At 70.6% G+C, this 21,568-nt stretch carries 18 protein-coding genes; 12 read left to right on the forward strand and 6 right to left on the reverse strand.

Annotated features, from left to right (window positions below; translation table 11 throughout):
* The first annotated feature begins 1 nt into the window (after position 1).
* The 7 genes from AB0I43_RS18965 (at position 2) to AB0I43_RS18995 (ending at position 7,323) form a co-directional block, all read left to right on the forward strand.
* A complete protein-coding gene (locus AB0I43_RS18965) occupies positions 2-862 on the forward strand; it encodes a hypothetical protein (RefSeq protein ID WP_356979734.1) in 861 nt (286 codons plus the stop codon).
* A gap of 18 nt (positions 863-880) precedes the next feature.
* Positions 881-3,541 carry an aminotransferase class III-fold pyridoxal phosphate-dependent enzyme gene (locus AB0I43_RS18970; RefSeq protein WP_356979733.1) on the forward strand — a complete coding sequence of 887 codons (2,661 nt, stop codon included), beginning with the start codon at positions 881-883 and terminating at the stop codon, positions 3,539-3,541.
* Positions 3,542-3,586: 45 nt separating this feature from the next.
* A complete protein-coding gene (locus AB0I43_RS18975) occupies positions 3,587-4,930 on the forward strand; it encodes a cytochrome P450 (protein WP_356979731.1) in 1,344 nt (447 codons plus the stop codon).
* Positions 4,927-5,787, forward strand: coding sequence for an SDR family NAD(P)-dependent oxidoreductase (locus AB0I43_RS18980; RefSeq protein ID WP_356979729.1), 861 nt, complete (start codon positions 4,927-4,929; stop codon positions 5,785-5,787). Before AB0I43_RS18975 ends, AB0I43_RS18980 begins: the two co-directional genes overlap by 4 nt.
* Positions 5,784-6,197 carry an SCP2 sterol-binding domain-containing protein gene (locus AB0I43_RS18985; protein WP_356979727.1) on the forward strand — a complete coding sequence of 138 codons (414 nt, stop codon included), beginning with the start codon at positions 5,784-5,786 and terminating at the stop codon, positions 6,195-6,197. The genes AB0I43_RS18980 and AB0I43_RS18985 overlap by 4 nt, the downstream gene beginning before the upstream one ends.
* Before the next feature lie 72 nt (positions 6,198-6,269).
* Positions 6,270-6,869, forward strand: a complete 600-nt coding sequence (locus AB0I43_RS18990; RefSeq protein ID WP_356979725.1) for a maleylpyruvate isomerase family mycothiol-dependent enzyme — start codon at positions 6,270-6,272, stop codon at positions 6,867-6,869.
* 124 nt (positions 6,870-6,993) lie between these two features.
* Positions 6,994-7,323: a hypothetical protein gene (locus tag AB0I43_RS18995; protein ID WP_356979723.1), complete on the forward strand. Its 330-nt coding sequence runs from the start codon at positions 6,994-6,996 to the stop codon at positions 7,321-7,323.
* Here the strand turns inward: AB0I43_RS18995 and AB0I43_RS19000 are convergent.
* The 4 genes from AB0I43_RS19000 to AB0I43_RS19015 all read right to left on the reverse strand — a co-directional run bounded on the left by AB0I43_RS19000 (position 7,287) and on the right by AB0I43_RS19015 (position 11,796).
* Positions 7,287-9,650, reverse strand: coding sequence for a glycosyl hydrolase family 65 protein (locus AB0I43_RS19000; RefSeq protein WP_356979722.1), 2,364 nt, complete (start codon positions 9,648-9,650; stop codon positions 7,287-7,289). The genes AB0I43_RS18995 and AB0I43_RS19000 overlap by 37 nt on opposite strands.
* On the reverse strand, positions 9,650-10,384 hold the full coding sequence (locus AB0I43_RS19005) for a beta-phosphoglucomutase family hydrolase (RefSeq protein WP_356979720.1): 735 nt from the start codon (positions 10,382-10,384) through the stop codon (positions 9,650-9,652). Before AB0I43_RS19005 ends, AB0I43_RS19000 begins: the two co-directional genes overlap by 1 nt.
* A 63-nt stretch (positions 10,385-10,447) precedes the next feature.
* Positions 10,448-10,987, reverse strand: a complete 540-nt coding sequence (locus AB0I43_RS19010; RefSeq protein ID WP_356979718.1) for a DUF3558 family protein — start codon at positions 10,985-10,987, stop codon at positions 10,448-10,450.
* 131 nt (positions 10,988-11,118) lie between these two features.
* Positions 11,119-11,796 (reverse strand): phosphodiesterase, encoded by a 678-nt coding sequence (locus AB0I43_RS19015; protein WP_356979716.1) that lies wholly within the window; start codon positions 11,794-11,796, stop codon positions 11,119-11,121.
* 147 nt (positions 11,797-11,943) lie between these two features.
* On the opposite strand from AB0I43_RS19015, the gene AB0I43_RS19020 reads away from it, so the two are divergent.
* Positions 11,944-13,362 carry a serine/threonine-protein kinase gene (locus AB0I43_RS19020; protein WP_356979714.1) on the forward strand — a complete coding sequence of 473 codons (1,419 nt, stop codon included), beginning with the start codon at positions 11,944-11,946 and terminating at the stop codon, positions 13,360-13,362.
* Position 13,363: 1 nt separating this feature from the next.
* Here the strand turns inward: AB0I43_RS19020 and AB0I43_RS19025 are convergent, their stop codons facing one another.
* A complete protein-coding gene (locus AB0I43_RS19025; RefSeq protein WP_356979712.1) occupies positions 13,364-14,347 on the reverse strand; it encodes a polysaccharide deacetylase family protein in 984 nt (327 codons plus the stop codon).
* Between the two features lie 179 nt (positions 14,348-14,526).
* Here AB0I43_RS19025 and AB0I43_RS19030 point away from each other — a divergent pair, with 179 nt between their 5' ends.
* On the forward strand, positions 14,527-16,095 hold the full coding sequence (locus AB0I43_RS19030) for a putative glycoside hydrolase (RefSeq protein WP_356979710.1): 1,569 nt from the start codon (positions 14,527-14,529) through the stop codon (positions 16,093-16,095).
* Here the strand turns inward: AB0I43_RS19030 and AB0I43_RS19035 are convergent.
* A complete protein-coding gene (locus AB0I43_RS19035; RefSeq protein WP_356979708.1) occupies positions 16,086-17,300 on the reverse strand; it encodes an acetyl-CoA acetyltransferase in 1,215 nt (404 codons plus the stop codon). The genes AB0I43_RS19030 and AB0I43_RS19035 overlap by 10 nt on opposite strands.
* A gap of 141 nt (positions 17,301-17,441) precedes the next feature.
* On the opposite strand from AB0I43_RS19035, the gene AB0I43_RS19040 reads away from it, so the two are divergent.
* The 3 genes from AB0I43_RS19040 (at position 17,442) to AB0I43_RS19050 (ending at position 21,567) form a co-directional block, all read left to right on the forward strand.
* On the forward strand, positions 17,442-18,356 hold the full coding sequence (locus AB0I43_RS19040) for a helix-turn-helix domain-containing protein (RefSeq protein ID WP_356979706.1): 915 nt from the start codon (positions 17,442-17,444) through the stop codon (positions 18,354-18,356).
* A gap of 104 nt (positions 18,357-18,460) precedes the next feature.
* Complete coding sequence (locus tag AB0I43_RS19045) at positions 18,461-19,927, forward strand: carotenoid oxygenase family protein (protein ID WP_356979704.1); 1,467 nt, start codon at positions 18,461-18,463, stop codon at positions 19,925-19,927.
* 5 nt (positions 19,928-19,932) lie between these two features.
* Positions 19,933-21,567, forward strand: a complete 1,635-nt coding sequence (locus AB0I43_RS19050; RefSeq protein ID WP_356979843.1) for an LLM class F420-dependent oxidoreductase — start codon at positions 19,933-19,935, stop codon at positions 21,565-21,567.
* The last annotated feature ends 1 nt before the right edge of the window (position 21,568 follow it).

Below are 21,568 nucleotides of genomic sequence, written 5' to 3' on the forward strand. Positions count from 1 at the left end.
CATGCGCGTATCGATTATTTCCTCGGTCACCCTCGGCGCCTCGTCGGGCGCGAGCTCGGTGGAACGCTCCGCACTGGCCGTCCGGGAGGTCCTGGACCGGTCGGGTGTCGACAACGGTGAGGTGGGGCTGCTGCTGAACACCGGCATCCACCGCGACGACAACATCGTCGAGCCCGCCGTCGCCGCGCTCATCCAGAAGAAGGCCGGCATCAATCTGCAGTACCACGGGCAGCGCTCGCCCGCGCTGTCCTTCGACATCATGAACGGGCCGTGCGGGTTCCTGGACGCGGTGCAGATGGCCGCGGTGACGGGCCCGCGCAAGGCGGTCATCGTCGCCGGCGAGGGGCACCCGTCCCGGCTGGAGAACCCGGAGTTCCCGTACCTGACCAGCGCGGCCGCGGTGCTGGTCGGCCCGAGCCCCGACGAGACCGGCTTCGGATCGGTCTACCGGGCCCGCACCACCGCACCGCGCGTCCCGACCGGCTACATGCCGCTGACGACCATGGGATCCGACGGCTCCCGCGTCCTGGCGCTGACGCCGCCGGACGAGGCGGCCCAGGAGCGCGGCCTCGATATCGCGACCGAGGTCGTGGTCCGCTGCCTGGAGCAGGAGGGCCTGGATCCGGGCGAGTGCGTGCTGCTCGCGAGCGAACCGCGCCCCGGTTTCGCGAAAACCGTTGCCGCCGCGGCCGGTATCGACGAGGTGCACACGCCGGACACGCACGCGGACCCGCACAGCGCGGCGCTGCCGTTCGCCTACCGCGCCTGGCTGGACGCCGAACCGCGGGGCAACGCCCGCCACGCCCTGTTCCTTGCCGCCGACGGCTACTTCGTCGCGGCCTGCGCGCCCTACGGGCTCTGAGAACTCTGGAGGAATGACATGAACGCGAAATCCACATCCAACCTGGCCGCCCCGGGTCTGGCCGCCGTCGAGGCCGGTCGCCTGCTGTGGTGGACCGGTTTGTACGGCGCCCGTTACGTTTTCAGCGGCGCGGCCAAGAAGGGCGCCGACCGCAAGGCGGCGGCCCGGCTGCTGCGCGGCTACCTGCTGCGGATGGGTCCGCTGTATGTGAAGGCGGGCCAGGTGCTCGGCACCCAGACCGGCCTGCTGTCCAAGGACGCCACCGACGAGTTCCGCGACTTCTTCTCCGGGCTCGCGCCGATGAGCCGGGCCGAGCTCACCGAGACGCTGCGCCAGGAACTGCGCGCGCCGGTCGGCGAACTGTTCGCCGACTTCGATTGGGAGCCGGTCGCGGTCGGCTCGGTCGCGCAGGTGCACCGCGCCACGCTGATCACGGGCGAGAAGGTCGCGCTCAAGGTGGTCAAGCACGGTGTGCCGGAGCGGCTGCGGGCCAGCGCGGCGGTGCTCGGCGTGCTGCTCGGCGCGGCCGACACGCTGGTCCCGGCGGTCCGCAAGCTGGACGCCCCGGCGCTGTTCGGCGAACTGCGCCCCTACCTGACCGGCCAGACCGACATGCGCGCCGAAGCCGGCCGCCAGCAGGCCATCGCGGAGAACTTCATCTCCCATCCGTTCGTGCGGGTGCCCCGGGTCTACGAGGAGTACTCCAGCGATCGGGTGCTGGTGATGGAGTTCGTCGAGGCGGTCTCCGGCGAGAAGGTGCACGAGCTCATCGACGCCGAGCATCGCCCGGAGCTGGCCCGCCGGCTGCAGGACATGTTCGACACCATGGCCTACTTCCACGGCCTGTTCCACGTCGACCCGCATCCGGGCAACATCATGTTCCGCGCCAACGGCGAGATCGTGGTGCTGGACTTCGGTCTGGTCGGCGAGCTGAACGAAGAGGACAAGTGGGGCCTGGCGGCCTTCTACTTCGCCTGCACCCGCCAGGAATGGCATCTGGCCGTGAGCCGGTTCACCGACGCGTTCATCGACGACCGCGGCACCCTGGACCAGCACTGGGAGGAGTACGCCCGGAAGCTGGAAGCCATTCTGGCGCATCACTTCAAGGAGCAGAGCGATCGCTGGTCGACGATGTCGTTCTTCGACGACGCGAGCAACCTGGTCGCGAGCTACGGCGCCCGGCCGACCACCCGCTTCACCCTGCTGTCGCTGGCCTTCCTCACCGGTGAGGGCTTCGTCACGGTGGTCGACCCCGAGATCGACATCTGGGCCAACGCCCGGCGCTTCAACGACAAGTACTCCCCGTACATGAACGCCGAGCTGCAGGCCGAGTTCGACGAGGTCATCGGCAAAATGAGCCCGAAATCGATTGCGGCCAAGAACAACCCGGAGCGGGCGCTGATCGCGCCGACGCACCTGGACCGCTACGTGATGCCGAGCCAGTACCCGATGATCATCGAGGAGGCCAAGGGCTCGAAGGTCCGCGACATCGACGGCAACGAGTACATCGACCTGTCCTGCGGTTACGGCCCGCACATCCTGGGTTACGCCCCCGAGGTCGCCGTCGAGGCGATCCAGAAGGCCGCGGCCAAGGGCGGCGTGAACGCCATGGGCAACCAGTCCGAACTCGAGCTCGCGGAGATCATCGCCGACGCCTTCGACCCGCTGTCGAACGTGGTGCTGTGCAACTCGGGCACCGAGGCCGTGCAGGTGGCGCTGCGCATCGCGCGAGCGCACACCCGCCGGGATCGGGTCGCCAAGTTCGAGGGCCACTACCACGGGTTCTCCGATCAGGGCACGGTCAGTTCCTGGTTCGTTTTCAGCGGCGCGAAATACCAGCCCGCGCCGATCAATTCGGCCGGCGGTCAGAAGGCCGTGACCGAGAGCACCGTGCTGCTGCAGTACGGTCACCCCTCGGCGTTCGAGACCATCGAAAAGCACGCGCACGAGCTGGCGGCGGTCATCGTCGAGCCCATGCCCGGCGCGACGCTGAGCTATGACACCGCGTTCCTGACCCAGCTGCGCGAGACCTGCACCCGGCACGGCATCGTGCTGATCTTCGACGAGGTGGTCACCGGTTTCCGCGTGCACTTCGGCGGCGCGCAGCACCTGGCCGGGGTGCGCCCCGACCTGACCGCGCTGGGCAAGATCATCGGCGGCGGCCTGCCCTGCGGCGCGGTCGCGGGCCGGCCGGAATTCATGGAGACCGGCCGCACCACCGGCGACCCGTTCCGCGACGTGGACGAGCGCGCCTTCGTCGGCGGCACCATGTCCGGCAACTCGATCACCACCGCCGCCGGCAAGGCGGTGCTGGAATACCTGGGCGCCAACCAGCACATCTACACCGAGCTCGAGGCCAACACCCAGAAACTCATCGGCGACATGAAGGCCGCCGCCGACGAGCTCGGCATCGCCTGCAAGGTGAAGGGCTCGCACTCGATGTTCAACATCGCCTTCGACTACGCGACCCCGAAGCTGGTGCGCGACAAGATCGCCGGCACCAACATCAAGGCGAGCCTGGCGCTGGCGTACTACATGCGCAAGTACGGCGTCTACTTCCCCGAGCTGCACGGCATGTTCCTCAATGCCGCGCACACCACCGCCGACCTCGACCACATCGCCGACGCCTTCGCCAAGTGCATCGGTGAGATGGAAGAGCACGGGCTGTTCCTCGCGTGACCGGCACGGCGGAGCAGGAGTGAAAGGCAGACCCGAAACATGTTGATGGAACGGATCGAAACCGGGCGCGGCACGCTGCTGGCCGCGCCCCCGGGGCCCTGGCTGCCCGCGGTGGTGCAGTCGGTGGTGTTCACCTGGTGGCGGCACCGCTGGGCGGCGAGCCTGCGGGCCAAGTTCGGCGATGTCGTCTCGGTGGACGTCTACCCGTGGCGCAAGGTGGTCCTGCTCTACGATCCCAAGCACATCGCCGCCATGTTCGCCGCGCCGCCGGCGAAATTCTCGGCGGGCGAGGGCAATCGGGTGATGGCGCCGGTGATGGGGCACAAGTCGGTGTTCATGGTCGACGGCGACGAGCACAAGCGGTTGCGCAAGCTCATGGCGCCGCTGTTCGGGCGCAACGCGGTGCGCGGCTACCAGGACATGGTGCGCGAGCTGACCCACGCCGAGGTGGACAGCTGGCCGGTGGCCGCGACCTTCGAAAGTCACGACCGGATGCGGGAATTGACGCTCGACATCATGTCGCGGGTGACCTTCGGCATCGCCGACGGGCCGCGCTTCGACCGGATGCGCACGCTGCTGGGCCGGCTGCTGGACATGGACCTGATCGTCCTGATGGGCCTGAATGTGCCCGGCGCGCACCGCGTCGGGCCGTGGCGCGCCGCGATGCGGCTGGTCGAGCAGATCGACGCGCTCGTCTACGAGGTGATCGCCGAGCGGCGCGCCGCCGACGATCTCGGCGAGCGCACCGATGTGCTCTCGCGGCTGCTGGTGGCCGGCGGCGGCCCGGACGGGCTCTCCGATCTCGAGATCCGCGATCAGCTCATCACGCTGCTGATCGCGGGCCACGAGACCACCGCGACCGGGCTGGCCTGGGCGCTGCACGAGCTGGCCCGGGATCAGCAGGTGGCGCGCGAGGCCGCCAAGGCCGCGGTGCTCGACGACACCGCGTACCTGGAGGCGGTGGTCAAGGAGTCGCTGCGGATGCACCCGGTGATCTTCGAGGTGACCTGGACGCTCACCGAGGACGTGGAACTCGAGGGCTTCCGGCTGGCCAAGGGCAGCACGGTCATGCCGATGATCGGGATCGTGCAGAACGATCCGGTGAATTTCCCCGAGCCGCACCGGTTCCGGCCCGAACGATTCCTCGAGGGCCCGATCCCGCCCGGGCTCTGGGCACCCTTCGGCGGCGGCGCCCGGCGCTGTGTGGGCGCGAACTTCGCGCTGATGGAGGCGACCGAGGTGCTGCGCGTGCTGCTGGCCAAGCGGGCGATCGTCACCGATCGGCAGGCGCCGGAGGCGGCCAGCTCCAAGCACGTGGCCTTCGCCCCGGCCAAGGGCGCCCGGATCAGCGCGCCGCCGCTGGTCGAGGTCGGCGGTGACGGCCGATGAGCGAATTCGTCGGCAAGACCGCGGTGGTCACCGGCGCGGGCTCGGGGATCGGGCAGGCGCTGGCCCGGCAGCTGGCCGCCTCCGGCGCGCGGCTGGCGCTCTCCGACATCGACGAGGTCGGGCTGGCGGCGACGGTGCAGCAGGTGCGCGACCTCGGCGGCGAGGTCCGCGCCGAGACCCTGGACGTGCGGGACCGGGCGGCGGTGACCGCCTACGCCGACCGGGTGGCCGCGCAGTTCGGCGCGGTGCACCTGGTGATCAACAACGCGGGCATCTCGTTCACCGGCGAGGTGCTCGACACCGAGTTCGCCGACCTGGAACGGGTGCTGGCGGTGAACTTCTGGGGCGTGGCCCACGGCAGCAAGGCGTTCCTGCCGCATCTGATCGCCTCCGGCGACGGGCACCTGGTCAACATCTCCAGCGTGTTCGGGCTGGTCGCGTTCCCCGGCCAGAGTGCCTACAGCGCCGCGAAATTCGCGGTGCGCGGCTACACCGAGGCATTGCGCATGGAGTTGCGCGCCGCCGGGCACCCGGTGCGCGTCACCTGTGTGTGCCCGGGCGGCGTCAAGACCGCCATCGTGCGGAACTCGGACGCGGCCGCCGGCATCGATGTGGATGTCCTGGCGGCCGCGTTCGACCGGGACCCGGGAGTGTCGCCGGTCGCGGCGGCCCGGACCATCCTGGCCGGTGTCCGGGCCGGCCGCGCCCGGGTACTGGTCGGGAAGGACGCCTGGCTGCTGGATCTGATCCAGCGGGTGCTCGGATCCGGGTATCAGCGCGTCGTTGGGCCCGAGGGCGGGAAACTGCTCGACCAGGTCCGGCGGCGGCCCGCCGAGCGGCTGGGCGGTGGCCGGTGAACAGCGACACCACCGAAGCCGAGTTCCAGCAGCTGGTCACCTCGTCCTCGGACCGGGACCTGCGCCGGCTCATGGACGATCCGGAGCAGCGGGCGCGGATTCTCGCGCGGATCTTCGAGATCTGGTGCGCGGGCGTCGATTCCGGCAAGACGGCGCAGGTCGACGTCGTCATCCGCTGGCTGATCGGCGGCGGGCCCGACGCCTGGGACATGCACATCCGGCACGGTGTGTGTACCGCCGCGCCCGGCCCCACCCCGGCCGAGCCGGTCGTCACCATCACCCTCGGTGACGTGCCCTTTCTCCGGTTGATCGCCCGCCAGGCCAACGGCGTGCATCTGCTGGCGACGCGCCGGATGCGGATCAGCGGCAGCATTCCGACCGCGATGCGGCTGGACGCCTGGTTTCCCTGAGTGCGCCGATGAATTTCGGCGCGCTGCCCGGTCTGCATGGTGGACACACCTGCTACCGGGAGACTCGAAACCATGGACCATGACCTGATCCAGCAGCAGATCCGCGCGGAGCGACTGGCGCTCGCCGATTTCCTCGACGGTTTGACCGCCGCGGAATGGGAGCGCCAGTCGCTGTGCGGCGGCTGGAACGTGCACCAGGTGCTCGCGCACCTCACCCTGTCCACCCGCGACAGCCTGCGCGGCACCCTGGTGGACGTGATCCGGGCCCGCGGCAACTGGGACCGGGCCAACGCGGACGCCGCGATCCGGCGCGCCGCCCAGTTCACCCCCGCCGAGCTCCTCACCCAACTGCGCGAGAGCGCGGACTGCCACCGCCGCTCACCCGGCGCCGGCGTCCTGGACCCGCTGGTCGACATCATCGTGCACGGCCAGGACATCGCCCGCCCGCTCGGCCGCGACTACCGCACCCCACCCGAGCGCGTCGTCGCCCCGCTCGAGTACGCCCTGAAATCCGTCTTCTACGGCGCCCGCAAGCGCCTGCGCGGCACCCGCCTCGTTGCCACCGACACCACCTTCACCCACGGCACGGGCCCCGAGGAAATCCAGGCCCCCATCCTCGACCTCCTGCTCCTGGCCACCGGCCGCCCCGTCACCACCGACACCCGAGCCTGACGCTAAGCTGGCTTCGCCAGTCGTTGTGCCACAGGCGGTTTCAGGGGGAGTCGTGCCGGTTCTGCAATCTCCGAGTCAGCGCCGCGAGCGGCATCGCCGGAGATTGCTGATCCAGGTCGGTGCCATGTCGATGATTCTGAGCATCGGCCTGGGCTTCGGCAGCGTGGTGGCCGACGCAGCCGGCGCGCCCGTGGTCGTGGCCGCGATGGCGGTGGTGTTCGTCGTGCAGGTCGTCGGACTCGCCTTGACGTGGCGGGCAGCGCCGACGGGCGCCGCGCGCACTGTGCTCGGCTGCGTCTTCGCGGGTGCTTGGCTGTTGGCCGCGGCGATTCTGATCGCCGGATTCACCGGCGCCGTGAGCCTGCTGTCCACGCCCCTGCATGCCGGTCTCCTCGTTTTCGTGTTCATGCAGGGTTGCTACGGAGTGTGGCGGCAGCCGTTGCTGCGGTCGTAGGGGGCGCGGCCCTTCGGGAGGGCGGGCCAGGGTTTCTCAGGGAGCTGGGGGATGTCGAGGGTGGTGGGGGAATCGGTGAGGTGGAAGGGGGAGCCGTGGTGCTGGAGGGGGAGGGGTGGGCCGGAGAGGAGGCGGTAGGTGGCTGCGGTGGGGGTGATTTCGACGGAGATGCGGCTGTCGCGCCAGAGGATGCGGAAGGCGAGGCGGTCGAGTTCGGCCGGGAGGCGGGGGGAGAAGCAGAGGTTGCCGCCGGCGGTGCGCATGCCGCCGAAGCCGCCGACGCAGCAGATCCAGGTGCCGGCCAGGGAGGCGATGTGCAGGCCGTTGGAGACGTTGTGGTGCAGGTCGTGCAGGTCGGTGAGGGCGGTCTCGCCGAAGTAGGCGTAGGCCAGGTCCAGGTGGCCGACCTCGGCGGCGAGCACGGCCTGCGGGCACGCCGACAGTGACGAGTCGCGCACCGTGAGCGTCTCGTAGTAGTCGAAATTGCGCGCTTTCTGCTCGGGGGTGAACATCTCCGGGCGCAGATACATCGCCAGCGTCAGATCGGCCTGCTTCACCACCTGCTTCCGATACAGGTCGAAATAGTGGTAGTTGAGCAGCAGCGGGTACTTCTCCGGCGGCGTCGCGTCGAAATCCCACCGCGCCTGACGGGTGCTGCCCTCGGACTGCTCGTGCACCTCCAGCTCCGAGTTGTACGGCACCGCCATGCGTTTGGCGGCGTCGCGCCAGGTCGCGATCTCGGTGTCCTCGACCTCGAGCCGCCGCGCGATCTCGGGCCGCCGCGCGCACGCCTCGGCCGCCTCGTGCAGGTTCTGCTGCGCCATCAGATTGGTGTAGGTGTTGTTGTCGGCCAGCGCCGAGTACTCGTCGGGCCCGGTGACCCGATCGATGCGGAACACCCCGCTGGAGTCGAAATGCCCGAGCCCGGCCCACAACCGCGCGGTCTCCACGAGCAACTCGACGCCGCACTCGGTTTCGAAGCGCTCGTCGCCGGTGGCGGCGAGATAGCGCACCACCGCGTCGGCGATATCGGCGTTGACGTGTACCGCGGCCGTACCGGTCGGCCAATACCCGGAGCCCTCTTCGCCGTTGATCGACCGCCACGGGAACATCGCCCCAGGCTGGCCCAGCTCGTGCGCGCGCTGCCGGGCCTGATCCAGGGTCGTGTGCCGCCACCGCAGCGCGTCACCGGCGGCGATCGGGTTGGTGTACATCAGCACCGGCAGCACATAGGTTTCGGTGTCCCAGAACGCGTGCCCGTCGTAGCCCGGCCCGGTGAGGCCCTTGGCCGGAATGGCACGGGTCTCCCCGCGCGCCCCGGCCTGCAGCACGTGGAACATGGCGAAGCGCACCGCCTGCTGGAGTTCGGGATCGCCGTCGATCTCGATGTCGGCGTGGTCCCAGAAGGTGTCCAGGTAGGCGCGCTGGCGGGTGAGCAGTTCGTCCCAGCCGGTTTCCAGGCCCGCGGCCAGCGCGGCGTCCACCTGGGCGCGCAGGGCCGGGGTGGACCGGCGGCTGGACCAGCCGTAGGCGAGATACTTGGTCAGGCACAGCGTATCGCCCCGGGCCACGTCGACGGCGATGGTCAGCCGGGCCAGATCGTCCTCGGCGTGCACGTCGCAGCGCGGCTCGCGGGCCGAGCGCAGTTCGTGGTGCATGCCCGCCGCCAGGCGCAGCCCGGACCGCCGGGTGTGATGGGCCAGCACCGCGCTCAGATCCCGGGCCGCCGCGAAGTCCGCGACCAGCGGATGATCCAGCTCCGCGGCCAGCCGCGGATCACCGGCCTGCGACGGCACCGGTTCGTTGGCCAGCAGATCCGATTGGATGACCAGATCGAGATCGTCGTCCAGCGGTTGCACCTCGTAGCGGATCGCGGCCAATGCCCGATCGGTGAACGACACCAGCCGCTCGGAGGTGATCCGCACGCGGCGGCCGGTGGGCGAGGTCCACACGGTGTGGCGGCGCAGCGTGCCGGACCGGAAGTCCAGGACCCGTTCGTGCTCGGTCGCCGTCCCGTAGCGCAGGTCCAGCGGTTCGTCCTGGACGAGCAGCCGGATGATCTTGCCGTCGGTGACGTTGACCATCGTCTGCCCGTTCCCGGGATAGCCGTAACCGCTTTCGGCATAGGGGAATTCGCGCGTCTCGTAGAAGCCGTTGAGGTAGGTGCCGGGCTTGCCCACCGGCTCGCCCTCCTCGAAGCTGCCGCGCAGCCCGATGTGCCCGTTGGAGAGCGCGAAGATCGACTCGGTGCGGTGCAGCGCCTCCAGATCCAGTCCGCGCCAGCGCAGTTCCCACGGGGCGATCTCGAAACCCTTGTCGTCGGCCATCACTGCTCCTCGAGGTCGGTCAGGTCGGTGACGACGATATCGGCGCCGCCCGCACGCAGCGCGTCGGCGTGTTTGCCGTCGCGCACCCGGTCGACGCCGACCACGTAGCCGAACTCGCCCGCGCGACCGGCTTCCACGCCGGCCACCGCGTCCTCGAAGACGACGGCGTGCTCCGGCCGCACGCCGAGGGCGGCGGCACCGGCGAGGAACGAGTCGGGGGCGGGCTTGCCGCGCAGGCCGTCGCGAGCGATCGTGACGCCGTCGATCCGGACGTCCACCAGCGGCGCCAGCTTCGCGGCCGCGAGCACGGCCTCGGCGTTGGCCGAGGAGGTGACCACCCCGATGCCCAGCCCTGCCGCGCGCAGTCGCGACACGTAGTCGTGCGCTTCGGGATAGACGACGATCCCGTCGCGGTCGATCACCGACAGCAGCAGCTGATTCTTCTGGTTGCCGATCCCGTGCACGGTGGAATCCCCGGGCAGATCGGCGGGTTCGCCCTCGGGCAGCGTGATGTCGCGCGAGCGCAGGAACTCCCGTACCCCGTCCGCGCGTGGTCGTCCGTCCACGTACCGCAGATAGTCCTCGGGGCCGAACGGTTCGTACCCGTCGCCGAGCCGCCGGGCCAGGAACGCGTCGAACGTTTCCTTCCAGGCCCGCCGGTGCACCTGTGCGGTATCGGTCAGCACACCGTCGAGATCGAACAAGGCCACCGTGATCGAAGCTGAAAACCCCATACCCCGGACCTTTCCCGGATCGGGGCGGGCAAACCGTGGCCCGCCGGAATTCGTCGCCGGCGGTCAGTCTCCGGGTAGGTGGATCCGCAGCTTGCGGGTGAGGTCGGCGACTTCGGCGCAGGAGTCCTCGACGGTGTGCGGGGCGCGGGCGGTGAGCTGGAGGAAGACCGTGCCCTCGGCGGTGTCGAAGCCGACGCCGCAGGTGTTGTGGACGGGGTCACGGGTTTCGGTGGCGAAGCGGTCGTCGATGGTGACCGCGCGGGGGTCGGGCAGGTAGTCGGCGGAGAGCTGGCTCAGCGGCAGGGTGTGCGAGAACGCGTTCAGTTCGCCGGGGCCGCCGCGCCACCGGCAACCCTTGTCGCCCTTGCCCTCCGCGTGCTCGGCCTGATTGAGTTTGGTGTCCGGATCGAAGCCGGAATCGTGCAGGATGTTCTCCGGGATGCCGACGCAGGGATCCCACAGCTCGGCCACGGCCAGCGATTTGTGCTGGGCGAAATGTGCCCGTCCGACCTGCACTCTCGCGCTCGAGCATCCGCTCACCGTGACCGCCGCGAGGACCAGCGCCAGCACCGCGAGCCCGCTCCCACGTCCGCGAACATCCATCCGTGCCGCCTTCCGCGCATCCGCCCGCGGAGCGCGCCGACCGGTACCGCGCCACCCCGCTCCCTGCCATCGGCAATCGTATAGCTATTCGCTGCCGAAACGCGGGATCGACGTCGCCGGGTTCGCGGTGGTCAGGGGATCTGGTGCCGGCCGCGGCGGCTGCCGGTGTAGGCCAGTTCCCGCAGGGTGTTCACCGCGCCGGGGACCATGCGGACACCCGGCGGGCAGTGCAGGACCGGGTCGAAGTAGTCCACGGGGTGCTCGACCGCTTCGTCCTGGCACAGGGTCAGTTCGGCGAATTTGCGGTGCGGCTTGGCATAGCTGCTGGCGGTGAGCAGGAAGGTCAGCAGGTTGTCCTCGACGTGGCCGTCCAGGGCCGTCAGCGAGGCCGTATCCGGTTGCGCGTGATCGGGTTCGGCGAAGATCCAGGTGGGGTCGGAGCTGTCGAACCGGTACGGCAGCAGGCTGCCGAAGCGGGCGGTCCGCCAGCCGCGGGCCGGTGTCACCAGGAAGCGGCTCAGGGCGCCGGTGCCGGTGGTGGCGAGGGCGAAATCCCAGGGGCGGTTGTCCCGGGTCGGCACTCGGAAGGCCAGGCCCAGCACGTCGGGCAGACCCGCGGGCATCGCTGTTCCCTTGGACAGCCGGGCGGTCACGGGCTGATCGCCGGCGCCGAAGAGGTGCTCGAATTCGCTATCGGCCCGCAGTCTGCCGGTCAGGTAGAGGCCGTCGGGGTGAAACACCCGGGCGCCGCGCAGTCGTGCCACGACTCCGAAGACGTTCTCCACCACAGCCGCTGGGTATCGGAGCATCGGAGGTCCCTTCTCCCGCGTTCTCCTGTTCGACTGCCCGCAGGAGCGCCGGGTAAACCGGATAGCCGGAAAGACGCCGGTCACAGCCGTCCGCCGAATTCCGCCGCGCGCTCGGCCGCGGGCGCGCCGGTGTGGTAGGCGTACAGGGTGGATGGAACACCGTTCGGGCGCTACCGCCTGGTCGATCTGCTGGGCGCGGGCGGCATGGGGGAGGTGTACCGGGCCTTCGACACCGGGACCGACCGGGTGGTCGCGCTCAAGGTGCTGCCGCCGCAGTTCGCCCACGACAAGGTGTACCGGGAGCGGTTCCGGCGGGAAGCGCAGGCGGCGGCGCGGCTGAGCGAGCCGCACGTCATCCCGATCCACGACTACGGCGAGATCGAGGGCCGCCTCTATCTGGATATGCGCCTGGTCGAGGGCACCGATCTGAGTTCGCTGCTCGCGCTCGGCGGTGCGCTGCCGCCGGCGAAGGCGGTGTCCTATCTCGAGCAGGTGGCCGCCGCCCTGGACGCGGCGCACCAGGCGGGCCTGGTGCACCGGGACGTGAAACCGTCCAATGTGCTTGTCACCGCGGCGGATTTCGCCTACCTCATCGATTTCGGGATCGCGGCGGGCACCGGCGAGACCAGCCTCACCACGACCGGCGCGACCATCGGCACCTTCGCCTACATGGCGCCGGAGCGGCTCAGCCAGACCAGCTACGACGGCCGCGCCGACGTTTATGCCCTGGCGTGCGTGCTCTACGAATGCCTCACCGGCGCGAAGCCGTTCCCGGGGGAGAGCGCGGAGCGGCAGATCGCGGCGCACCTGACCGAGCCGCCGCCGCGCCCCTCCGGCGGCAACGTCTCCGCCGCTTTCGACGCGGTGATCGAGCGCGGCATGGCCAAGGATCCGGCGCGGCGATATCCCACCGCCGGGGAACTGGCCGCCGCCGCCCGAGCGGCCCTCGCCGCACCGGTAGCCGCGCCGGCGACAGTCTTCGCTCCGGCGCGGTTCGAACCGACCGCGGTGAACCGCGCTCCGTCACCGGAGGCCACGAGCAGTCCGCGCCGGATCGCGGTTCTCGTGGCCGTGGCGGTGGTGCTGGCGGTGCTGGGCGTCACCGCGGTCGTGGTGAGTCGCTGGCCGGACGGCGGCGGGCCCGAGACGACGACCGGCGTCCAGTTGCCACCCCCGGCCGGAACCACCACCTCGGCGACGCGACTCACCACGACGGTCGCCCTGACGACGACCACAGCCCCGCCACCGCCGCCGCCCGCGCCCGCCGACGGTGCGGCGGCCTTCGTGCAGGAGCACTACGCCCTGCTCCCGTCCGAGGTCGCCGCCGCCTGGGCTCGCCTGACCCCGCGATATCAGAACTTCATCGGTAGCTACTCGAACTACCGGGACTTCTGGAACACCGTCGCCTCGACCGGCGTGGTGGTCCTGAACACCGATCGGCTCAGCGTGACCTACCGGCTGACCCTGCGCTACGACAACGGCACGGTCGCGACCGAAACCCGGGTGGCACAGCTCGTTTCGACCGGCGACGGCTACCTCGTCGACAGCGCGGAGCTCGTGTCCTGACTCAGTAGGGATTGCCGCGCGGCGCCCAGTTCGCGGCGAGCGCGGCCGAGTCGGCGGCGGGGTAACTGATCTTGGCGGCGTCGCCGTCGGAGGTGTAGCGCCGCTCGGGATTGGCGGCGAGCCAGTCCAGCCAGTAGGCCGAGTCGAACGGCACCGCGCCCTTGCCGGAGCGGATCCGGGGCACGCCCGTGGGATCGACGGGCCCGTACGGCGAGGGTGCGGGCTCCGCGCCGACGAGCATGACCGCGTCGAAACGATAGGCGGTCCCCGCCCAGGACCCCGCCACCGCGAGTGCACGCTCGCCGGGCGCGATGCCGAGCGGTAACGCCATGGTGCGCACCGGTTTCCCGGGCACGGCCGCCTCGATCGCGCGGACATTCTCGGCGAACTCGCGCTGCACCCCCGCGTCGTCGAGCCGGGCCAGGTTGGCGTGACTGGCGGTGTGCGAGCCGATCTCGTGGCCGTGTTCGGCCAGCCACGACAGCGCGCGCGGATCCGCGCCGAAGGGCTCGTTGTTCACGTAGAACGTCGCGCGCGGGCGGAAATCGGGGTAGCGGGCGCGGAATTCCTCGAGGATGCCGGCCGCGCAGTCGGCGGCGGGCTCGCCGTCGGGCCCGAAGGTGAACTGGCTCAGGGTCGAATCGTCGAACGTGAGCACCACCGGGTGGGTGCCCGCGGGGATGTCGATCTCGCCCGAGATGTACTCGGCCGCCGTCACCGGGCGGTAGCCCTCCCGGTACAGGCGCTCGAGCTCGTCCCGGAATTCGGCGGGGGTCTGGTCGTATTCGCCGCTCGGCGCGGGCAGCAGCTGGTGATACATCAGCACCGGGACCAGCCCGAGCTCGTCGGCCCGCACCTGCGCGGGCGGCACCGTGGGCGGAGCGGCCGGGGCCGGTGGCGGTGCTGGTGGCGGTGCGGCCTGCGGCTGCGTTCCCGCGCACCCCGCCGTCGCGAAAATCAAGGCCGCCAGCACACTTCGCACCATCCCACTCACCACCGGCCTACGGTACGGGCGATTCGTCCGGCCCGGTGTCCGCTCGGCCGAGCCGCGACCAATTCGCAATCGACGCATAACGATGTGCTGCCCAAGATCGGGGAAAACCGGCGGCGGTCGCGCCGGGGCGGCGATAGTAGAGTCCCCTGAAACGAAAGTTGGTGTGCGCGTTGCTGAAACGGGTTCCGCGGTCCGGTCGTCAGCGGACAGTGCTGATCGCGGTCGCGGTAGTGGTGGCGGTCGGTGTGGGTGCGGTCGCGGTGGGAGCCTGGCGCGGTGACCCCGGCGAGCTGCCCGTGGCCGGATTGCCGGACCGGCCGCTCACCGCGCAAGCGCTGGCAGACCTGGTGATTCGCGTCGACGCGCGCGGCGTGGATCCGCACGCGGTGCGGGTGGAACTCGACGGGGAGCCGGTGGCGGTCTCGGTCGAGGGCGATGCGGTGCTGGCCCGGCCCGGCCCGCTCACCGACGGTGAGCACCGGCTGACCGCCACCGTGCCCGGCGATCTCCTGCGCGACGGCCCGCGGACCTCCCGCGCCTTCACCGTCGACACCACCGCGCCGGTGCTGCTGGTCGACGCCCAGCCGGCGCCGACCTCCTACCGGCAGCCCTTCGTGCTGCGCGGCAGCGTGCAGGGCGCGCAGCAGCTCACCCTCGGTACCCGGGCGATCACCCCGGGCGCCGACGGCGCGTTCGAGGTCTCGCTGCCGAATTCGCCCGCGGGCCTGGAGCTGAAGGCCGTCGACGCGGCGGGCAATGTCACGACGGTGCCGGTGCAGGCGGGCGTGGACATTCCGCGCACCCGCGCGGTGCACGTCACCGCGCACGCGTGGTCGCACGACGGCCTGCGGGAGAGCGTGCTGGAGCTGGCGCGCACGGGCCGCATCGACACCGTGCAGCTCGACATCAAGGACGAGGACGGCGTCGTCGGCTACGACTCGCAGGTCCCGCTGGCGCGCGAATCCGGTGCCGCCACCGCCATTTACGACGCGCCCGCCGCGCTGCGGCAACTGCACGACATGGGCCTGCGGGTGGTCGGGCGGATCGTGGCCTTCCGGGACCCGACGGTCGCCGAGTGGGCCTGGAACAGCGGCCGTCAGGACTGGGTGGTGCAGAACGCCGGTGGGCAGCCGTACTCCAGTCATTACGGGCCGGTCGCGTTCACCAACTTCGCCCATCCCGAAATCCGCAGATACAACATCGATCTCGCGGCCGAGGCGGCGAAGCTGGGCTTCGACGACGTGATGTACGACTACGTGCGGCGGCCGGACGGGCCGCTGAGCCAGATGCGCTTCCCGGGCATCGCGACCGACCCGAGCACCTCGATCGCCGAGTTCCTGCGCGAGAGCCGGGATCCGCTGCACGAGGCGGGCGCGGTGCTCGGCGCGGCCGTGTTCGGCATCGCCTCCACCCGACCGGATCAAATCGCGCAGGACATCCCGATGATCGCGAAGTACGTCGACTACGTCGCGCCGATGCTGTACCCCTCGCACTGGAACGCCGGTGAATACGGCGTGGCGAACCCGAACGCGCAACCCTACGACATCATCTTCGCCTCGCTGGGCGACTTCGTGCGGCTCACCGCGGGCACAGGCGCGGAAGTCATTCCGTGGCTACAGGATTTCAGCCTCGGCGTGAACTACGGCCCGGCCGAGGTGCAGGCGCAGATCGACGCCACCGCCGCCGCCGGCATCGACAGCTACATCCTGTGGAGCCCGACCGTCCGCTATCACCTCTGAGGGTCCGGCTCGACCACGAAGGCCGCCGTCGTGGTGGTGCTGCCGCCGAAGTTGAGGGTGGCGGCCCGCCGCGCACCGGCGACCTGGTTGGCGGCCTGGCCGGTGACCTGCTTGTGGCCGTCGAGCAGCATGCGCACCCCGGTCGCGCCGACGGGGTGACCGCCGCCGAGCAGGCCGCCGCTGGGGTTCATCGGGATGCGCCCGCCGATTTCCAGGTCGCCGCCGTCGATGGCCTCCCAGCTCCGGCCGGGCGCGGTGATGCCGAAGTGGTCGATGGCGAGGTACTCGCTGATGGTGAAGCAGTCGTGGGTTTCGATGAGATCGAGGTCGTCGACGCCGGCGAGGCCGGCCCGGCCGAACGCGTCCTCGATCGTGGCGCGCACGTGCGGGAGCAGATACTCCGTGCTGCGGGACAGCTTGGCCGACAACGGAAGTCCGACCGTGCGATGACCCCAGCCGGTGATCCGGGACAGCGGCCCGGGTAGCGGGTTGCGGTCCAGGAACCGCTGCCCGACGAGCACCACCGCGGCCGCGCCGTCGGTCATCGGGCCGCAGTCGACCTTGTGCATGCGGCCCTCGACGACCGGGTTGGCGATCGGGTCCGCGGTGAAACTCGCGGGGCCGTAGGCCCATTCGCGGGTCTGCGCGTTGGGGTTGGTGCGAGCGTTGCGGGCGTTGAGTTCGGCGATGGCCCAGAGCATGGCGGGATCCAGGCCGTAGCGGCGGTGATACGCCTCGGCGATCTCACCGAACATGAAGGGCCACATGAACTTCGCCGTCTGGCCCTCGTGCCCGGCCCAGGCCGCCGCGCCCATGTGCCGCGCGCCGACATCGCCGGGGACGGTCTTCTCCAACTCGATGCCGACCACCAGCGCGCAGTCGTAGCGGCCGGATTCGAGATCGGCCATGGCGGCCAGCAGCGCCAGGGAGCCGGACGCGCACGCGCCCTCGTGCCGGGTGGCGGGCACGCCCCACAGTTCCGCGCACACCGTGGCCGGGAGACCGCCGAGCTGGCCCTGCCCGGTGAAGAGCTGGCCGAAGGCGTTGCCCACGTGGATGACCTGGATCCGGTCCGGGGCGATGCCGGTGGCGGCGAAGGTGTGCTCGAGCGTCTCGGCCATGAGCGTCGCGGTGTCGCCGCCCTCTTTGCTGATGTTGCGGGCGAAATCGGACTGGTATCCGCCCGCGATCCATACCGAACTCATCCGGCTACCGCCTTCTGTCAGTCTTTTTACTACAGTTAATGAAGTACATTGTTCCGGCATCGAGCGCAAGACCTGCGCACCGGCCGCGCCGCTTGCCTGTGATTGACTGCGAGCGGGCACGGGTTCGAAGGAGGAGGTGCGATGTCGCTACCGGAGGTGTCCGCTGCTCTCGACCCCGTCGCCGCCACCTTCGACCTGCTCGGCGATCGGCTCACGCTGGCGATCCTGCGCGACGCGTTCCTCTACGACGCGCGCCGGTTCAACCAGTGGATCGAGCGCACCGGCGCCCCGCCCGCGATGCTGACCTCCCGGCTCAACGACCTGGTCGAGGCCGGACTGCTGCGGCGGGTGCCGCAGCCGAACGCGGCGGATCGATCCGAATACCTGCTCACCGACCTGGGTTCGGCGACCTGGGAGATCCTGGTGTGCCTGTGGGGCTGGCACCGTGAGTGGTCGCCGACGGGTGCGCGGCAACCGGAGCTGGTGCACGGCGCGTGCGGGCATCGTGGTCCGGCCGTGGTCCTGTGCCGGGGCTGCGGGGTCACCGTCACCCCGCACGAGACCGCGGTCGAACTGCGGCCCGATGTGGTGTGGGCGCTGGGCGCGAGCGGCCGGCGGCGCTCCAGCGCGGCGGCGCCCTCGGATCGGGAGCTGTTCGCGGAGGTGATGGTCGCGATCGGCGACCGCTGGAGCGCGGCGGTGACCGGTCTGGCGCTGGCGGGCATCCGCCGCTTCAGCGATTTCCGGGCGAATCTGGATATCTCGCCGACCACCCTGACCGATCGGCTGGCCCGCCTGTGCGCGGCCGGAATCCTGCGGAAATCCGCTGGTGGGCGCGAATATCGGCTGACGCCGCGCGGGCGGGCGCTGTTCGGGGTGTATGCCTTTCTACTGGCCTGGTCGGCGACGGCGCGGCCCGGGGCAGAACCGGGCGTGCTGATCCGGCACAGCGCGTGCGGCGCGGCGCTGCGCCCGGCGCTGCGCTGCCGCGGCTGTGACGACCGATTGAGCCGGGACGCCGTCGTTTTCGAACCGCTGCCGGAGCGGCGCGGCTGATTCGCCGGGCGCTTGCTCTGGCCCGATCGATCTCCTATGCACCCTTGACAGCTCCATCATGAGACCTGTATCACTTCATTAACTGTACTAACTAGGAGCAGTTGATGTCGCTGAACGAAGAACTTGTCGCTCCCGCCGCCGAGGCGTTCGCCAACCCGTATCTGGAAGGCCCCTACGCGCCGACCGCGCACGAGGTCACCGTGGCCGACCTGCCCGTGCTGCACGGGGCGGTGCCCGCCGACCTGGACGGCGTCTACGTGCGCAACGGGCCGAACCCGCAGTTCGCGCCGCTGGGCCGCTACCACTGGTTCGACGGGGACGGCATGCTGCACGCCGTGCACTTCGAGAACGGCCGCGCGAGTTACCGCAACCGGTTCGTGCGCACCGCCGAATTCGAGGCCGAGCGCGCGGCGGGCACCGCGCTGTGGCGCGGCGTGATCGAACCCTGGGACGACAACCCGCCCGGCGACCGCCGCGAACGCAACTCCGCCAACACCGACGTGGTCTTCCATCACGGCAATCTGCTGGCCACCTGGTACCGCGCGGGCAAACCCTATGCGCTGGACCCGATCACGCTGGAGACCCGCGGCGTCGACACCCTCGGGTCCACCCTCAGCTGCGAGATGTCGGCGCACGCCAAGGTCGACGAGCGCACCGAGGAGCTGATCTTCTTCGACTACGGCATCCACGCGCCCTACCTGCGCTACGGCGTCGCCGACCCGGACGGCACCGTCGGCCACTTCACCGGAATCGAGTTGCCCGGCCCGCGCCTGCCGCACGACATGGCGATCACCGAGAACTACTCGATCCTGATGGATCTGCCGCTCTACAACGATCCCCGCGCCGCGGCGGCCGGCCGCTTCAAACTGTTCTTCGACCGGGAACTGCCCAGCCGCTTCGCGATCCTGCCCCGCCGCGGCGACGCGAGCGCGGTGCGCTGGTTCGAGGCGGCGCCCGGCTACATCTACCACTCCGTCAACGCCTGGGAAGAGGGCGAGGAGATCGTGCTGGTGGCGTGCCGGGTGTCCAAGCCCAGCCCGGTCACCGACCGCACCAACCCGCTCGCTCAGCTGCTGGCCTACCTGCGGCCCGAGGCGACGCTGCACCGCTATCGGTTCAACCTGCGCACCGGCGCGACCGCCGAGGAGCCGATGGACGACGTGAACACCGAGTTCCCCGCCATCGAGCAGGGCATGACCGGGCACGCCAACCGCTGGTCGTATCAGATGCGGCTCTCGGTGGATCACACCATGCTCTTCGACGCCGTCGTGAAATACGACGTGCGCATCGGCGCGAAGCAGACGGTGGAATTCGGGGCCGGAATCGCGGGCAGCGAGGTCACCGTGGTGCCGCGGGCCGGTGGGGCGGAGGACGACGCCTGGCTCACCATGTTCGCCACCGACATCACCACCGGCGCGTCCGAGGTCTGGATCTACGACGCCGCCGATCTCGCGACCGGGCCCGTCTGCCGCCTCGGCCTGCCGGTGCGGGTGCCGCTGGGCTTCCACGCCACCTGGGTCAGCGGCGACCGGATGCGGGCTGCCGCCGCCCCCGCCGAGAATCACGGTTGAGCGCCGTGCTTCCGGCGCTGAGTGTCAGCCTGCCGTATTGGCAGGACCGCAACCCGATGGACGCGCTCGAAGTAGCCGCCGCGACCGCAGAACTCGGCTTCCACCAGCTGTGGATCGGCGAGATGGCGACCTTCGACGCGTTCGCCCTGGCCGCCGCTGTCGGCGCGCGGACCGGCGATCTGCCGCTGTGCCTGGGGCCGTTCGCCGTCGACGTGCGCACCCCCGCCACCCTCGCGATGGGCGTCGCGAGCGTCGCCGCGCTGACCGGACGATCGGTCGATGTCGCCCTCGGCACCTCCAGCACCGTGCTGGTCGAGCAGTGGCACGGACGCCGACGGCGCAGTCCCGCACGGCATCTCGAAGAATCCGCCGTGATCCTGCGCGGACTGCTGGCGGGTGAGAAAGTGTCCTACGACGGCCGGATCGAATCCACCCGCGGCTACCGCCTGCGCCTGCCCGCCCCCGGCGCGAGCCTGACCGTCGCCGCTTTCGGCCCCCGCGCCCTGACCTGCGCCGCCCGCACCGCCGACCGCGTCGTCCTGAATCTGGTGACACCCGCCCAGGTCCGGCGCTGCGCCGAAACCCTGCGCGCGGCAGCCCGTTCCGCCGGCCGCCCCACCCCGCGCATCGCCGTCTGGGTGACCGCCGCCCTCGACCCGACCCCCGACCTGCGCACCACGGTCCGCCGCGGCATCGTCGGCTACCTCGCCGCCCCGGGCTACCGGGAAATGTTCGCCGAAGCCGGTTTCGAATCCGTCACCGACCTGGCCCGCTCCGGCGCGCACCCCCGCGAAATCCTCGCCGCCGTCCCCGACGACCTGCCCTCCGCCGTCGGAATGTTCGGCGACCGAACAGAACTGACGACCCGCCTCGCCGAATACCGAGCCGCGGGTGCCGACGAAATAGTCATCGTCCCGGCAACATCCGCCACCGACCCCGGCGGCCGCACCACCCTGCGTGCCATCGCCGACCTCGAGGGCCTCGCCGCACCTGACGCGACTGTGGTTCGCGGCGACTCCGTCGCGCCTGACGCGGCTGTGGTTCGGGGCGGCTCCGTCGCGCCTGGCCCGGCTGTGGTTCGCGGCGACTCCGCCGCGCCTGACGCGACCCTCGTCCGCGGCAACCCCACCGCTGTGCCCAGCCCAACTCCGGCCCGCAGTGATAACGCCGACGGACTGGGCCGCGCCGTCGGCACCTCTGAGGCAGTCGCTGATGTCTGGTCTGCCGGTGCCGAGCCCGTCGGGACTGCGGGCGCGGATTTCGCCGTCGGCTCCTCTGAGGCAGTCGCTGATATGTGGTCTGCCGGTGCCGAGCCCGTCGAGACTGCGGGCGCGGTCTTCGCCGTCGGCTCCACCGACCCAGTCGCTGGTGTCCCGTCTGCCGATGCAGAGCCTGTCGCGACCACGGGCCCGGATTTCTCCGCCGACCGCCGGGACACGGCTGCCGCGCAGGTGCTCGCCGACTCCGGCGACGCGGTCGGACATGTGGGTCGCCGCATCGACCGCGCTGCGGCGGAGCGTCCGCCACTTGCCGAGATCGATCCTGGGGCAGCGGCTGCTCGAGATCTGGTGGCCGATCGGGACGAGGCGGCCGAGCCGGAGTGCACGGTGCATCGTGCTGAGCGTGGGGGACGGTTGTGAA

The organism is Nocardia sp. NPDC050435, from assembly GCF_040655395.1.
In the GTDB taxonomy this organism is placed as follows: Bacteria; Actinomycetota; Actinomycetes; order Mycobacteriales; family Mycobacteriaceae; genus Nocardia.

Bases quoted from the DNA above. Each gene is read 5' to 3' on its own strand.
- AB0I43_RS18990 (WP_356979725.1), top strand. From the start codon at position 6,270: ATGGACCATGACCTGATCCAGCAGCAGATCCGCGCGGAGCGACTGGCG.
- AB0I43_RS19045 (WP_356979704.1), top strand. From the start codon at position 18,461: ATGTCGCTGAACGAAGAACTTGTCGCTCCCGCCGCCGAGGCGTTCGCC.
- AB0I43_RS18995 (WP_356979723.1), top strand. From the start codon at position 6,994: ATGTCGATGATTCTGAGCATCGGCCTGGGCTTCGGCAGCGTGGTGGCC.
- AB0I43_RS19005 (WP_356979720.1), bottom strand. From the start codon at position 10,384: ATGGGGTTTTCAGCTTCGATCACGGTGGCCTTGTTCGATCTCGACGGT.
- AB0I43_RS18970 (WP_356979733.1), top strand. From the start codon at position 881: ATGAACGCGAAATCCACATCCAACCTGGCCGCCCCGGGTCTGGCCGCC.
- AB0I43_RS19010 (WP_356979718.1), bottom strand. From the start codon at position 10,987: ATGGATGTTCGCGGACGTGGGAGCGGGCTCGCGGTGCTGGCGCTGGTC.
- AB0I43_RS19000 (WP_356979722.1), bottom strand. From the start codon at position 9,650: ATGGCCGACGACAAGGGTTTCGAGATCGCCCCGTGGGAACTGCGCTGG.
- AB0I43_RS18980 (WP_356979729.1), top strand. From the start codon at position 4,927: ATGAGCGAATTCGTCGGCAAGACCGCGGTGGTCACCGGCGCGGGCTCG.
- AB0I43_RS19035 (WP_356979708.1), bottom strand. From the start codon at position 17,300: ATGAGTTCGGTATGGATCGCGGGCGGATACCAGTCCGATTTCGCCCGC.
- AB0I43_RS18965 (WP_356979734.1), top strand. From the start codon at position 2: ATGCGCGTATCGATTATTTCCTCGGTCACCCTCGGCGCCTCGTCGGGC.
- AB0I43_RS19025 (WP_356979712.1), bottom strand. From the start codon at position 14,347: ATGGTGCGAAGTGTGCTGGCGGCCTTGATTTTCGCGACGGCGGGGTGC.
- AB0I43_RS19040 (WP_356979706.1), top strand. From the start codon at position 17,442: ATGTCGCTACCGGAGGTGTCCGCTGCTCTCGACCCCGTCGCCGCCACC.
- AB0I43_RS19015 (WP_356979716.1), bottom strand. From the start codon at position 11,796: ATGCTCCGATACCCAGCGGCTGTGGTGGAGAACGTCTTCGGAGTCGTG.
- AB0I43_RS18975 (WP_356979731.1), top strand. From the start codon at position 3,587: ATGGAACGGATCGAAACCGGGCGCGGCACGCTGCTGGCCGCGCCCCCG.